Origin of the sequence: Paenibacillus sp. FSL L8-0158, from assembly GCF_038592965.1 — a bacterium.
GTDB classification, from domain to species: domain Bacteria; phylum Bacillota; class Bacilli; order Paenibacillales; family Paenibacillaceae; genus Paenibacillus; species Paenibacillus polymyxa_D.
The window spans coordinates 236,194-251,070 of sequence record NZ_CP151949.1 but is presented as its reverse complement, the minus strand read 5'-3'; the positions used below and the strand labels follow the sequence as shown (position 1 = coordinate 251,070).

10 protein-coding genes are annotated in these 14,877 nt (G+C 44.5%); 2 read left to right on the top strand and 8 right to left on the bottom strand.

Annotated features, from left to right (window positions below; all coding sequences use genetic code 11):
• Positions 1–198 precede the first annotated feature (198 nt).
• Positions 199–1,569, bottom strand: coding sequence for an MFS transporter (locus NSQ68_RS01100; protein ID WP_307353727.1), 1,371 nt, complete (start codon positions 1,567–1,569; stop codon positions 199–201).
• A gap of 27 nt (positions 1,570–1,596) precedes the next feature.
• Positions 1,597–3,540, bottom strand: a complete 1,944-nt coding sequence (locus NSQ68_RS01095) for a beta-L-arabinofuranosidase domain-containing protein (RefSeq protein WP_342427697.1) — start codon at positions 3,538–3,540, stop codon at positions 1,597–1,599.
• Between the two features lie 193 nt (positions 3,541–3,733).
• On the opposite strand from NSQ68_RS01095, the gene NSQ68_RS01090 reads away from it, so the two are divergent.
• Together NSQ68_RS01090 and NSQ68_RS01085 are read left to right on the top strand one after the other, a co-directional pair.
• Positions 3,734–4,609 (top strand): helix-turn-helix transcriptional regulator, encoded by an 876-nt coding sequence (locus tag NSQ68_RS01090; protein WP_342427696.1) that lies wholly within the window; start codon positions 3,734–3,736, stop codon positions 4,607–4,609.
• A gap of 110 nt (positions 4,610–4,719) precedes the next feature.
• On the top strand, positions 4,720–6,117 hold the full coding sequence (locus NSQ68_RS01085; protein ID WP_342427695.1) for a phytase: 1,398 nt from the start codon (positions 4,720–4,722) through the stop codon (positions 6,115–6,117).
• Positions 6,118–6,221: 104 nt separating this feature from the next.
• Here NSQ68_RS01085 and NSQ68_RS01080 read toward each other — a convergent pair whose 3' ends face one another.
• The 6 genes from NSQ68_RS01080 to NSQ68_RS01055 all read right to left on the bottom strand — a co-directional run bounded on the left by NSQ68_RS01080 (position 6,222) and on the right by NSQ68_RS01055 (position 14,726).
• The gene (locus NSQ68_RS01080; RefSeq protein WP_342427694.1) at positions 6,222–9,971 is read right to left on the bottom strand and encodes an alpha-L-arabinofuranosidase C-terminal domain-containing protein; all 3,750 of its coding nucleotides are present in this window, start codon (positions 9,969–9,971) and stop codon (positions 6,222–6,224) included.
• A gap of 223 nt (positions 9,972–10,194) precedes the next feature.
• Positions 10,195–11,187, bottom strand: coding sequence for an SPFH domain-containing protein (locus NSQ68_RS01075; protein ID WP_342427693.1), 993 nt, complete (start codon positions 11,185–11,187; stop codon positions 10,195–10,197).
• A gap of 43 nt (positions 11,188–11,230) precedes the next feature.
• Entirely contained in the window at positions 11,231–12,022 is a 792-nt protein-coding gene (locus tag NSQ68_RS01070) for a TPM domain-containing protein (RefSeq protein ID WP_342427692.1), read from the bottom strand.
• Positions 12,019–13,053: a TFIIB-type zinc ribbon-containing protein gene (locus NSQ68_RS01065; RefSeq protein WP_342427691.1), complete on the bottom strand. Its 1,035-nt coding sequence runs from the start codon at positions 13,051–13,053 to the stop codon at positions 12,019–12,021. The genes NSQ68_RS01070 and NSQ68_RS01065 overlap by 4 nt, the downstream gene beginning before the upstream one ends.
• A 26-nt stretch (positions 13,054–13,079) precedes the next feature.
• Positions 13,080–13,700, bottom strand: coding sequence for a PspA/IM30 family protein (locus tag NSQ68_RS01060; RefSeq protein WP_342427690.1), 621 nt, complete (start codon positions 13,698–13,700; stop codon positions 13,080–13,082).
• 183 nt (positions 13,701–13,883) lie between these two features.
• Complete coding sequence (locus NSQ68_RS01055) at positions 13,884–14,726, bottom strand: aldo/keto reductase (protein ID WP_342427689.1); 843 nt, start codon at positions 14,724–14,726, stop codon at positions 13,884–13,886.
• Positions 14,727–14,877 lie beyond the last annotated feature (151 nt).

Below are 14,877 nucleotides of genomic sequence, written 5' to 3'. Positions count from 1 at the left end.
GCAAGGCTAGATATGTCTAGTTCTTGATTCTGTACACTTTTCTCTACATAGAAGTATCACTCCAAAAGAAAATCCTGTCAATGGTTTTACTCACAATTGAATAGAAAATAAAAGAAAAACCTGCTCAGCTCAGTGAACAGGTTTTGGAGCAGCATTATAATGTATTAATATGTCATTAAATCCTTGTTAAAAGAACGTCTATGATCTTCTCGCAATTAAATCTTGTTGAATAGAAGCTTCGTTCTTTTCGAACTTTTTATAAAAAAACATAGGAATGATTCCGATCAAGAAGATGATAAACGGCAGCCAGATAAAGCTAAACTGAATGCCAGACAACGCCGTAGGGGTTTGAACTTTCCCAGCGATGTAACCGGTGCTGCCCATGATCCATGCTGGCAATAATCCACCGATTCCACTACCCGCTTTAATACAGAATGCGCTTCCAATGGAGGTCAGAAAGCCACTTGCCCGAATACCATTTTTCCATTCCCCGTAATCGACTGTATCTGACAACATCGCAAACGGCATAGAACATGCAAAGCCTGATCCTAACGCACCAATAATCCAGCCGATAATAATGAGGGTTAAGTCTGTACTTCCCATTAAAATCACGACTTGGCCCAGCGCAGCTAATATCAATCCGATAATCATAATCGCATTTTTACTTAATTTTCTGGCGAAAAACGGAATCAGAACCATCGAGATCAATTGCAAGGAGGTCAGTCCATTGATTAAAGGTACTAAGTCCTTACTGTCCAGATTATATTGCAGATAAAAGATTAGCGTTGCTGAACGAATATTCAGACCAATCCAGTAACACAAGTTGGCAGCTACAACGAGCATCCAGGGCCAGTTTCGTTTGATGGCTGTAAAGCTTTTAGCAATGGGAACGGATTTTGTTTTAACTGCTGCATTTTCTCGCAAATCAGCAAACGCTATGAAAAACATAATAATCGCCATGATTCCAAATAAAACGAGCGTTAAGGAAAATCCTTTTTGATCATTCCCCTGCCCAAAGAAAGCGACCAAAGGCAACGTAAACGTCGTGGCGATGAAGAAGCCTACATTTCCCCCAACCATGCGGAAGGAGTTCAAGACTACGCGTTCATTAGAATTGGTGCTCAGATTAGGCAGAATAGACGTAATCGGCGTACTAATTCCTGTGTACAGGATGCCGGCTATGATATACGTGATGGCGGCATATGCAATTTTACCCGACTCACTCCAATTGGGTGTCGTAAACGTAAGGACCATGAACACAGCGAACGGGATCGCTAGCCATAGAAAATAAGGTCTGCTCTGTCCGTATTTTGACTTGGTTCGGTCAATCAGGATGCCCCAAATCGGGGCATCAATGGCATCGATAAAACGGGTGATAAATAGTAATGTCCCGGCAATCCCGATAGAAAGACCGAATACATCTGTATAAAAATATAATAGATAACTGGAAATGACACAGTATAGTAAATTGCCTGCTGTATCCGTTAATGAATAGCTGATTTTACGATGAAAAGGAACGGTACTGTTTGCCTTTTCCGGTGGTTCCGTACTCACAATTCTCGTACTCATGATCTTCCCTCTCCCCATGCGAATGAATTATGATTCATAAACCCATACACGCATTTCCCCTTTAGCCCGATTGCACCAGGCGTAGTAAGGAATGGCGGTAATTTGTTGAGGAACAAATTCAGGAGGCTCCGAGCTATATAATGCGTTCGAATTTCTTACCCGGTATCCCTCTATGGTCAGCTTTACAATGCCACCCAGCAGGTTTTCGCTGAACTCTTCCGTTATGAGGCTATCCTTCGCCAATCTTAATCCTGCCAAATTCGCCCCATTATCCACTTCTTCCAGGCAGAACACGACTGGACCGCGTTGGAGAGCAATTTGCTGCTGGTTCATGGAGACCAGCGGGTTGCTCCGAATACGCTCAACTGGCATAGCCAAATGCAGAGTTACTACATCTCCGTCCTTCCAAGTACGCTGAATCTCGATATAGCCTTTTTCCAAACGGTCTAATGATATGGCTTCCCCATTCACCTTCACCTCTGCCTGCTTGCACCACCCAGGAATCCGAAATGCCCATTTGAAGGAAGTCGGCTCTGTTACGTGGATCGAAAAGGTTAGGTCCGCATCCCATGGATAATGATGAGTTTGTGTAATTTCAACCTCATGACCAGATAAAGTCATGTTCACCTTGCTGGCAATATACAGATGCGTATACAACGTATCATCCGTTTGGGTGTACATATTGTCCTCAACCGATGCAATCATTCGTGCCAAATTGGGCGGACAGCAGGCGCAGAAAAACCATTTTTGCCGTTCTGTTTTTACATGCTCTTGATCTTTTCTGGATTTTTGAAAAGGATTAACCTCCAGCGGATTCACATAGAAAAACCGTTTCCCGTCCAGATCCATCCCACTAATCGTTCCGTTGTATAGCGCACGCTCCAGAACATCGGCATATTTCCGGTCTGGCGCTAAGCGCAGCATACGATTGGCCCAAAAGGCCAGCCCTACAGAGGCGCAGGTCTCACAGTACATGCTGTCATTGGGAAGATCGTGATGGCAAGTGAACGCTTCCGCGTTTACAGTAGAACCGATGCCTGCGGTGATGTACATTTTATGATTCGTTACATCATCCCACAGCGTTTCACAGGCTCTTAACAGGGAAGCATCTCCTGTTTTCGCAGCCAAGTCCGCCATCGCAATATACAGATACACCGCTCTTACCGCATGGCCGACTGCCTCTTTCTGTTCCCGCACAGGTTGGTGTGCTTGCTGGTATTCGAAGCCTAAGCCAAAATTAATGTTGTTATCATCATTCCAGGTGGGCTCTGTTTGAATATGTTTTCTCTTTTCTTGTTCCTCTGCAAAGTAAATAGGATGCTGTCCCCGCTGTTCAATAAAATATTGCGCTAATTTGAGATATTGATCCTTTGCAGTTACGTCGTATAATTTGATCAAGGCCAACTCAATTTCTTCATGTCCCGGGTAGCCTTTCCGTTTCCCTTCTTCCGTACCAAAAATCTGCTGAATCAGGCCTACGTATTTCTCCATAATGTGAAGAAACTTCGTTTTGCCCGTCGTTTCATAATAAGCAACAGCCGCTTCTATAAAATGCCCTGCACAATACAACTCATGGTTGTCTCTTAGGTTCGTCCAGCGATTGTTGGGTTCCTTAAGCAGATAGTACGTATTCAGATACCCATCCTCAGCTTGAGCTCTTCCCAACAATTCAATCACTTCATCAGCGCGCTCCTCAAGCACAGGATTCGGATGATCCCTTAAGCTAAAGGCAACTGTCTCCAGCCATTTGGCAATATCACTGTCCTGGAAAACGGTTCCATAATACTCCCCACTGGATTCTCCGGCTGCAATCCTAAAGTTTTCAATCGCATGACTGGGTTCTGTATCTGGTAATTCATCATTTAATGCTTTCCACTGATAAGGAATAACCTCTTCCGCCACAACCTGCTTATACTTTTTCCAAAATAAATCATCAACGATGACATGCTTAACTGGCTTTGCCGTTTTCATTGGATAAACATCCCTTCCTGAAAATAGAACGCTTTCATTTTCTAAAAAATAAGGATAAAGTAATGATAATATCGTACAAGTTAACCTGAGCTTCCCTTGCTACAGTCCTTATTTTATCAACCTGAATTTATAAAAAAAATCGCGATCTTTAACTAAAACTTATACGATTTCACACACAAAGGAGCTGGCTTCCATGAGCAAAACAGACTTTCTATCATTCCTTGTCCCTCCGCTGCCTTATTTCATTGAGGGGAATTTTACTACATATCAAAAAGGGGATTGGCACCCAAATAGGTATAATCTGGGTTATTTTGACGTAATAATCATTAAAGAAGGATTGCTGCACATTGGCGAAGAGGACGAAGTGTGGAAGGTACCTGAAAATTACGCTCTCATTCTTGAACCGGATAAACATCATTTTCCGATTGAGGCATGTACAGAACAAACCTCCTTTTACTGGTTCCATTTTCAAACCAATAGCATGTGGTGCGCACAATCCTCCTCCAATCCTATTATACCCAGCACTCCCATTCCCGAGCTGCATTTTCATTCAGAACATACGACCATTCATTTGCCCAAAATTCAAAAAGTAGTGAATCCACATGAGCTATTTTCGAAATTAGACTATCTACTAGCCTCTACTCTAAAACCTAGAAAACTGGCACTATGGGAGGCCCAACAGACGTTTGTGAATGTTTTCCAGAGTTTGGAGTATGATCAGAATAATAAAGACAGCTCCTCTAAGTTGGCGGAACAGATCGAAATCTACCTAAAACAGAATTACAAAAATACGATCACCAATAAGGATTTGGAGGCCCATTTTCACGTACATCAGAATTATCTCGCCAGATGTATGAAGGTCGCCTTCCAGCGCACACCGCTTGAGTATTTAATGGATTATCGACTGGATCAAGGGCGTAGTCTTTTGCTACAAACCGACTGGTCCGTCCAACAAATTACCGAGGAAACGGGATTCTCCCAAGCAAGCTATTTCTCCAAATGCTTTAAAGAAAAGTTCGGAATGTCTCCAAAGAATTACAGACAACAATACTGGAAGCCAGTTCATTGAATGCTTACATCTCCTTTACATTCCTTTTACATTTTCATTGTATCCTTTTGATATTCTCGCTTTATACTGAGTCGGTTATATCATTTTCACTTCAGAAAAGGGGCATACATATGAAGTCAACTAAACTCGCATTACTAGCCATGTTAACAGGGATTCTGGTATCACCAGAACTGACCCATGCGGCAGACATTCAGCCATCCGGGTATGCACCACTACGAACACAGGCAGATAAAATGGGGGCGACCATTACATGGGACAGTGATGACCAGTCTGTTTTGGTTAAACTGAAAAATGGCATTGTCGGGACCTTTACAGTTGGTGAGAAGCAATATCGTCTAGCTGGACTAACCGGAAAAGCAGACCGTGAAATTAAGATCATCAATGGAAATGTATATCTTCCTACAAAAGTGATTACTGCGCTAGAAGCAGAAAATAGCAAATATGCAGATCCTAAGGACGCAGTCCCCACCTATAAAGTGATCCCTTCTGCCGAAACAGAAGCTGTGGAGGATGGAGAAGACGCAGCCGACGACCCTGCTATCTGGCTCAACCCGGCCGATCCGGAGAAAAGTAGAATTTTAGCAACCAATAAAGGCGGCGGGATTTTAGTCTATGATCTGGAAGGCAAGCAACTGCAAAACATGAAGGTCGGAAAAATGAATAACGTGGATCTTCGTTACGGTTTCACCTTGGGCGGCAAAAAAATGGATATCGCAGGGGCAACCAATCGAACCAACAATACGATCGATATCTTTGCCATTGACGGTGCATCAGGAAAGCTGACCAACGTGGTTGGCAAACCTATTAAAGCATCTATGAAAGAAGTATACGGATTCAGCCTATACCATAGCCTCAAGACAGATAAATTTTACGCGCTCGTTTTGGGCAAAGAGGGTGAATTTGAACAATATGAGCTGACTGACGACGGAAGCGGCAAAATTGCAGGTAAGCTTGTCCGCCAGTTCAAGCTGAATACGCAATCTGAAGGCATGGTTGCTGATGATGAATATGGTACGGTCTACATCGCTGAAGAGGATCACGCCATTTGGAAGTATAGTGCCGAGCCAGACGGTTCATCCGAGCCGCTGCGACGTGTGGATATTGCTGATGGGCGCAGACTTCACGATGACATTGAAGGACTTACATTGTATTACGGTAAAGATGGCAAAGGATATCTTATGGCCTCCAGCCAAGGAAACAGTAGCTATGCGATCTATGAACGACAAGGCGACAATGCATATATAAGCAACTTCACGATCAGCGCGAGCCCGACCGTTGACGGTACGTCTGTCACAGACGGTATTGATGTTCTTGGCTACGGATTAGGCAAGAATTTTCCTCATGGTATCTTCGTTGCACAAGATGACGAAAATCTTCAAAACGGCAAAAAGTTAAATCAGAATTTTAAAATGGTACCTTGGGAGCGAATCGCTACGGGAGCCCCTACCCCGCTAACGATAGACGACGACATCAACCCACGTGAACTGGTAAACAGAAGCACGCAGTAATGCCTGTCGGGGAAATCAACTCAACCTTCCGACTCTAATTCATAGAAAAAAAAGAGGTGTTCCAAAAGCCATAAAACGGCTGCTTGGAACACCCCTTTTTGTTTTTAAGCGGGAAAAGGTTTAAGATCCAGCACCAGCACATTTACCGAGTTGGCTGGTAAGCCTAAGAGGACAGAATCCGTATGAAGTGTGACCTGCTGTTCGGTAGGCACTATCTTCTCATCATTCTTCTTGTTCACGTTAGGTACATGAACAAGTGAGGAATCGCCGGTGAGTGTAATCAGCTTAGCGATGGACTCAACACTCAAATCTTGTAGATTCAGCTGTGTTACCTTATCCACGTTGTCGGCATTCACCAGCTTCACATATACATGCTCAGCATCTTGGGTTACCGAGTTAAACACGTCTCTGTTGTAAGCCTCCAGCTTGTAATCCAGCACTTTGCTGGTTGTCTCGCCGTCAGTGTATGAGCAAATCAGATTGCTGCCCGTTTCACCGCCGTAGTTCACTGTGATGGTGTAATCCGTATTGTCAGCCAACTCTTCATAGCTAGCTGCTCTCAAGTTACCTGCTGCTGTACTGGAAGAGTAGTCGCCCAATGTGTAGCCTTCTATGCCTTGCTTGTAAACCTTCACGCCGGTAGCCTTGCCGTCATAGCCGATCGCGTACTCAACGACGTTCTTTTTCTCCGCAGAAATATCGGTGAGACCCGCACCCACATAAAAACCGTCCGTGCCGGAAATGCGGGAGACGACCACCTCTACCTTGTAATTACTCCAGCTGTTGTTCAAGATGTACAGACCATTCAGACCGCTATCCTGAGCTTTGAGGACAAGCCCCTTGCCTTTCTCCACTGTAGAGCCCACGGAACCGGGAATGACCTGCCAGGCCGAATTCAATTCCTGGGTGAAATCTTGATCCAGCAGCACACTGCCGTCCTGGTTGGAGGTAACGGTCACACGCTTAATCATAACCTCGGCATTGCCTGTCGCGATTTCAATTCCACCCTGAGGAATAAGATCCGTTGGCTTGCCGTTTTTGTAAGTAGAGAAAGAAGTGCTCAACACTCTATTTCCCAAATATTTAGCATACATTTGCTGTACATAGTAGTTCGGCGTAAACCACACCGTTTCGTCATCGAACCAGATGCAGTCTGGCGTCCATCTGTAGGTTCCATCTGTCAGCACCTTGTTAAACAGCGGTGCATAGGCAGCCAATCGAACGACATCGGCATTATTTTCGAAGCCTGTCATCACTGCTGCTTCTGCTACGGCGCCTGCTAGTGTATTTTTATCCGTTGAGGCGTACTCCCCGACAAAAACCTTTGATGTTGCTTTCCAATTTATACTGCCGTCCACGTTATAAGCTCTGTAGTAGTAGTTATAGCGGTCAACGTTATTCAGCAGGTACTCGTTAGAACGATAGTAATGCTCGTCTGCAATAGTGTCCATATAGTCCTTTTGCTTCTCATACCAGGTTACCATTTCTTCCGTCACCTGGTTACCATCTGCAAAAGCAACCTTAGCCGAACCGGTCATATTACCGCTTAAGAACTTCCAGCCCTGCTGATATGCATCGTCGTCTGCTTGAGCGCCAACCGTGGAGATAATGTGCAGCTCGTAGCCCGGATAGTTTTTCTCCATGTACTCATCAATCGACGTTTTGAACACTTCAAAGTTGGCAAAGAACTCTGTGCCCCAGTTCTCGTTACCCACACCCAAATAACGCAGATCGAACGGAGCTTCATGGCCCATCTTTTTACGCATAGCAGCCCATTCATTATGTTCAAAATCCACACTAATTGCAAAGTCGATCAGATCCGTAAAATTCTTAATATAGTATTCTCTTAATGCGCCTCCAGCCGGATGAGCGTAATCGGAACGGGCTTGACAGAGAACGCCACAGGCCATAACCGGAAGTGGAGCTGCATTCAGGTCTTCTGCCAACTGGAAATACTCCATATAACCAAGGCCCATGGTCATCATATAGCCCCATACATTAAAGTTTTCCTTGCGCAGCTCGATATCCCCAATCGATTCCTTCCAATCGTATACGTTTTCCCATATAAACGAACCCTCGGAAATACAACCACCTGGAAAACGCAAAAACTTCGGATGCATGCCAACCAGTGCGTTCACCAGATCTTTTCTCAGTCGGTAGTTAGGATTACCCTGGAAGTTAGCATGTGCCGATGGGGATTGCTCTTCCTCTCCTGCGCCCCATACATCTTGTGGGAATAAAGAAACCATATCAACCGAAATGTCCCCTTCAAATGTAAGCGCCAGCTGTCCAAGAACCGTAGCCGAGCCTGTCAGCACAAGCTTGGAATCGATGCCGTACTTCTTCCACGTGTTGCCGCCTTCCACCTGTATCGTAATCGAATCACTAATAGCCTTTTCATTCGTGCCTTGCAGTTGCAATGTGATTGTGCCGGCTGAATCGGCCTTCGCCCAGATAGTAAACTCATACTTGGCACCCTCTTGGATGGACATGGCACAATTCTGATTAGAATCCGAAAAGCCCTTGTTCCGAATCGTTGCCCCACCCGCTACCGTCACATAATAGGAGTTCACTTCTTTGTCTTTTGCGCCTAAAAACTCATTTAATCCACCGCTATGTTGTGGAATCATCTTGTCCGTATCACCAGACCAGGCGAACAACGGGTTGCGATTCCGTCCTGTAGAACAGCCGCATTCACCGGAAGCATGGGAATACGTATCGAACTCGAAAGATTCAAAAGAACGATTCTGAACGAGTTCTGCATAAATCCCGCCATCTGCCGCATTATTGATATCTTCATAGAACAAGCCGTACATCACTTCGCTGACATCCAGCACTTCCTTATTTCCATGAATGGTCAGCGTGTATGGAGGCAGCTGTTCTGGGAGAACGGATACTTCAAAGCTTTCTTCAATCTGGCTTAGGCCCTTCGTCAATAAAGCTGTGACGGTAACCCCTTGTGCGGAGGTAATCGCCTGCACCTGACCATTGTCAGAGAGTATACCAGGCTGGCTGGACTTCCAGGTTACTTCTACTCTTCCACCCATCAGAACGGTTGGCAGAGATAAGTCCTTGGTCACAATCGTCGTTGGAAAGGACAAATACTTGTCTCGAGCAAGCTTCACGATCTCTTCATCTGTCAACGAATCGCACATGACCTCAATGACTTCATCTGCCGACAAGCCTGCTTTATAAATTCGAAAGTCTGAAACGGAACCGGCAAAGTCTACATCCGCCGCATGCTGGGAACGACCGATAAAATTGTTGCTATAGTTAGACGAGTCTGTAAACGTTTCGAACCATTTACGCAGCCTGGCATAGTTACCACTGGAGGTTTGGCTGATGGAACCGTCCGCTACCACCTCACCATTGACATATACCACCGGACCCGCGCTGCTTAATGTGCCGCCTTCTGTACCGATCACGGACAAGGCTATATGCATCCACTCATCCCTGACAAAGCCTCTTCCCGGGTCTACGGACAAATCCGCCTCAGTGAAAAGGGTTCCGCGCAGATTCCGTGTCATAAACATATAAGGCCCAGTATGCGCTTTACCAAAATCAAAAACACGCTCCCACATATCTGTGAATCTGCCGAAGTTGACCCAAGCAGTAACCGTTACACCGGTGTTATCGCTTACATCTTTGAATAGATCGGAAGGAAGCTGGATATACGATGTACCGTTGGGACCTCCCTCAAGCGTTAAAGCCGCTCTACCGGTAGCATGGGAAATCGTAGGTGTTACTGTGCCTGAAGCAACCCCATCGTTACCTTGCCCTGAGCTATCTTTGCCGACGTTCTCTGCATCATCAAACTTGTAACGCGCAATGATTTGATCTTGGAATTTGGTCATCTTCGTTGCTCCTATACCTATAGTTTATTAATGTAATAACTAATTAGTTAATATAAATACATACTATATAGTTATAGTACCTTATTCTGAGTACCTTTTTCAATCCAATAAATCGGATTTATGAAGAAAATTCTTGAACGAACTACATAAAAAAGCAGCCATCACAGAAGATACTCTGCGATAACTGCCTTTTGGCTTACAAAGAAGTTTGACCATAGCTATGTTACCCGTTCAATTTTTGTCCACAATTCGGACAGAAGTTAGCTCCTTCGTTTTTTGTACCGCAATTCGGACAAAAATTGGGCTTATTCCCGTCTCCAGATGGAGAGGGGGCAGCAGGTGTAGGCTGAGTGTCAGCCGAAGGCTTTTGGTTCGGGTTCAAATTTTTCATCATTTCATTTGCTATATTCATCCCCATCATCATACTCGCCATATCCGAAGCTACACCGCCGCCTTTTACATTACCCGATGCAATGCCGTCCGTCATCGTCACTTGTTGGTACTTTTGCAGATTACCGATCATTTCATGAGAGGCTGTCTTCGTAATCATATCTTGGATTTCTTGAGGATAATTGAAGCTCATCACATGAAAGCCAGTAATCGTCATACCGTTGTCCATCACTTGCATATCCAGATCTTCTTGAATACCTTTCGAAATGTCAGAAGCATTCGCCTGCAGATTGAACATGTCCTTTCCTTCTCTGCTGATCCACTTCATCAATAACTGATCCAACACCGAAGTAATCCGTATTTTCACATCCTCAACGAGATAACTGTCCTTCACTCCGGCAATCTTATCGATGAGCGTAACATAATCGCTCACTTTAAAATTAAATGTGCCATTGGCACGAATCGGCATACCGCCCGGCAGCTGGGGGGTCGGGATCAGCACTGGATTCTGCGTCCCCCATTTGACAGTAAACTCCTTCGTATTAACGAATAAGACCTCTACCCTCATGCCACTATTAAAACCAAATTTAAACCCTTTTAAGGTAGATAGAAATGGAATAATGTCAGAGTCCATGTTATACGACCCTTCATTCTCAAAAATCCCCTCTATTTTCCCGTTATTTACAAAAATCGCGTCTTGACCGGAGCGGATGATTAATTTACTTCCTTTTTTAATTTCACGATTACTCCACTTCCAGAAAATCATATCATCTCTAAATTCTTCCCATTCTACAACATTTGCAAATTGATTTCTGAAGAATCCCATGCTGTATCCATCCCTTCAGTTTAGGATTTTACAAAATCCTCAGTTAAAATGATCCTCTGCTGCCGCTATGCGAATGACCGCCGCTGGTAGTTCCGCCACCACCACCGGAGCTGCTACTGCTGCTCTTTTCAATCTTCCGTTTCGTTGTCGTGGTGTGAAGATACTGATCTCGGTGCTCCAGAACTCCTGAAGCATTCGCATCCTCGTAGGTCTGCCGATTTACCGTAACCCGACCGCCAGAATTGGAAACCATCTTGCCCACGATAATTGCCGCCAATCCCAGTGCCACCGCCAAATGAAGCCAGCCTTTAAAAAATATACTGTCTGGATTCACCCCTGGACGGATTGCTAAATATTTGTGCGCGCCTAGAATATACTTTTGAAATGCCAGCCCATAGTTGCCGTTCGTCAGATCCGGACTAATCTCATGGCGTATTTTAGTAAGCCTGTCATCATCCAGATACCGTTCTGCCTTATAAAATCCGGCTAAGTACACCTCTCTATTTCTCATATCCATCGTTAAAATAACCGCGTTCCCATGAGATCTGTCATACCCAGGGCCATGGTCATCATAAAAATCCTGCGTCATTTTCATAACATCCATATTGTCGGGATTGAGGGTAGTATAAATAATAATGTCCGTTTCTCTTTCCGCTCCGTATTGATTAGCCATAGTGTTCAACACATCATACTCTTCCTGATTGAGCAGACCTGCTTCGTCATATATCAATGGCTTCATTTCTGTCGTTGCCAGTTCGCCCTTCATTTCCATAGGAAGCGCCAGAAAAACAGCAAAGAACAACAAAACGGCTACAATGGCTCTATGTCTTTTCAATAGAATTCTCCTCCCATCATCAACCAAGTGACTAACCTTAATGAAAAGAGAGTAATGCCGAAAATGCCTGCAAACCAAGCCGTCACCTTGAACTTGCTAATCGGAGGCTTACCAACTACCTTGCCCGTCTGTCCGTTCATAGCAAAAGTATGCTCCAATTGATTATAGTCATAGTGTATGACCCATACCGGGAGCAGAACATAATCTGCTTGTTTTAATGTAGTATCAATTTGTTTTTCCGTATAACTTACGGCCGTATACTCTGACACCGTAGAATGAATATAAGCATCAATATATTCCTTCACTTTTTCTTTAACTCGCGGGAAAAGCTCTTCTTCGTTATAACTGTACTTCTCCGCAATATAACCTGCTAGATATGGAGTTTTAAAAGGTTTTAGCTGATCGTATGGAAAAGGCTCCAATTTATCCATCAGCTCGTCGTTCATTTTCTCCGCAGCATCAATCGGAACCTTTACATAATTCAAACGGATTTTCCGATATACATCAAAATGCTTCGTTTCCGTATATTCGTAGTCTCCGCTCGTATAGGTTCTCACTTGGGTACCTTCACCTTGAACCTCAATTTTATTATGTAATTCATATAACCAGAAGGGTACATACATCCCGGTTATTCCCTTGATTCGGTCTGCTATCATGAACCGATTCGGCGTCAGACGGCCATTCTTGCACCATTTTTTGAAAGCAGCTATGGCTTCTTCCTTACTGATTGAAAAAGGAATAACCTGCGCTGGAGCCAGCTTCCCGGTCAGTCGATCCCCGAGAACCACGGCCGAACCACAAAAGCTGCACACCGTTGCACTCGTCTCCACTTCGGTCATAATCACTGCTCCGCAGTTATTACAATGATACTCATGGGCCTCATCTTCTGAAAAAATACGATTTATCAGAGGATCAGGAATCGATTCGATATTGTCCTCTCTTCCGCAACTATGACAGGATAACCTCCCTGTCTCACTGTCAAAGACCATGCCGCTGCCGCAGTTTGGGCATTTGTATTCGATAACCGGCATCTGCTCACCTCTTCATGTAGATACTGTTATTCATCTTCTGCATTCGTACTCTTTTTGTATTGTGCAAATAAAGCATCCAGGTCGTCCTTCGTTCCTGCCCGAAGCTCGGCTATAGCCATCGCCTCATCATACGCTCTGTTCACCTGCTCTTCCATAACCTCAAAAGCAGAATTCCCGCTGCCTATAGAATTCAAGGTTTGCTGTGCTTTGGCAACCGCCAGCTTCCCTTTAAGTTCAGCGCGCCGCGCTTCTAGCTGCCCCATATCGGACACCAACTTCTCTTGCATTTGTTTCATATTTTCGGCGTTTGTCGAAGCTAAATCATAGGACGTTTGTAATTGTTCCAATTTCTCCGCCTGCAAACCTTTTCTCTCCAGAAACTTTCGAGCTTCCTCTTCATTACCAGCTTCCACAGACTTACTGGCATAATGCTGGAGCTTTTTAATCTGGGCTTTGCATTCATCCAGTGCTGTTTTCGCCCTTCTCTCATCAGCCAACACGGAAGCCGTTTCCGCCTTCACCTTGCCTAGCTCACTGTTCAAATTCCGCATATAATCGTCAATGGTCTTCTCCGGATCTCCCACCTTATCCACTAAGGCGTTAACATTCATTTTCATAATATCCCTAAACCTCGACAGAATTCCCATGATGACCTCCTTCGAAAGGACTACATTCCACCATATCATACATCAAATCCGGTAAAAAATGTTCATTATAGCTCTATATACTGACCCACTGATCACCTTCAGCTGTGTGTTCGTTTTATGATAAAAGCAAAGGGTCCAAAAACCTACGACAGATTTCTGATCCCTTCTACTTATTGTTCCTGATTATAGTTCTTCATAGGATTTAGGGTCCTGACCCCATATCCGTCCATCCTCACTGCTAAATGCCGAAATCACGTTCATTTCTTCTGGAGACAACTCAAAATCAAAAATATTCAGATTCTCCGTTTGGTGTTTTAAGGAAGAGGCCTTAGGGATCGGGATCGCTCCAAGTTGGATATGCCAACGTAAAATCGCTTGTGTAGTCGTTTTACCATAAGCAGCAGCAATTTTCCCAATCTCTTCATTCTGCAGCATGCTGTGACCGCGACCCAAGGGGCTCCACGATTCCGTCACGATGCCCTGTTCAGCATCTTTTGCACGCTGATGCTCCTGATTAAACAATGGATGCAATTCAATTTGATTTAAGCTCGGCGTGACACCTGTTTCCCGAATTAAACGTTCATTATGCTCGGGCAGAAAATTGCAGACCCCGATGGAACGAATATAGCCCCTTTTCTTCGCCTCAATTAACGCCTGCCAAGCTTCAACATAACGATCAATTTGGGGATTCGGCCAATGGATCAGATACAGATCATAATAGTCCAGACCTCCTCTGTATAATGACTCTTCGATCGTTACAATGGCTTCTTGATAAGCATGTCGACGACCCGGTAGTTTGGAGCAAATCAACAATTCTTCTCTGGGCACAGAGCTCTGTCGGACCGCTTTCCCGACAGCACCCTCATTTTCATAGTTGAATGCTGTGTCAATTAGACGATAACCTGCATCAATCGCGCTGGCTATCGCTGTTACTCCATCTGCACCCTTCAATCCAGCAGTTCCAAATCCAATGACGGGCACCTTAGTGCCATCATTCAATACCTTCTCTGAAATTTGTCGGTTCATATCAACAGCTCCTTTACTATTCTCATATAACATAACGCCTTTAATGCTCAGAAAAATACAGCGAATGACTCGGTTCCTCCTATACTTATTACCCACCAGTTCGTGACTTTCCTATTAAATTCTGTGTATGCTACATCAAAAAGCGCCTGAT

Excerpts from the sequence above, each read along its gene's own strand:
- NSQ68_RS01065 (WP_342427691.1), bottom strand. The coding sequence starts at position 13,053 with ATGCCGGTTATCGAATACAAATGCCCAAACTGCGGCAGCGGCATGGTC.
- NSQ68_RS01100 (WP_307353727.1), bottom strand. The coding sequence starts at position 1,569 with ATGAGTACGAGAATTGTGAGTACGGAACCACCGGAAAAGGCAAACAGT.
- NSQ68_RS01085 (WP_342427695.1), top strand. The coding sequence starts at position 4,720 with ATGAAGTCAACTAAACTCGCATTACTAGCCATGTTAACAGGGATTCTG.
- NSQ68_RS01055 (WP_342427689.1), bottom strand. The coding sequence starts at position 14,726 with ATGAACCGACAAATTTCAGAGAAGGTATTGAATGATGGCACTAAGGTG.
- NSQ68_RS01095 (WP_342427697.1), bottom strand. The coding sequence starts at position 3,540 with ATGAAAACGGCAAAGCCAGTTAAGCATGTCATCGTTGATGATTTATTT.
- NSQ68_RS01060 (WP_342427690.1), bottom strand. The coding sequence starts at position 13,700 with ATGGGAATTCTGTCGAGGTTTAGGGATATTATGAAAATGAATGTTAAC.
- NSQ68_RS01075 (WP_342427693.1), bottom strand. The coding sequence starts at position 11,187 with ATGGGATTCTTCAGAAATCAATTTGCAAATGTTGTAGAATGGGAAGAA.
- NSQ68_RS01090 (WP_342427696.1), top strand. The coding sequence starts at position 3,734 with ATGAGCAAAACAGACTTTCTATCATTCCTTGTCCCTCCGCTGCCTTAT.
- NSQ68_RS01080 (WP_342427694.1), bottom strand. The coding sequence starts at position 9,971 with ATGACCAAATTCCAAGATCAAATCATTGCGCGTTACAAGTTTGATGAT.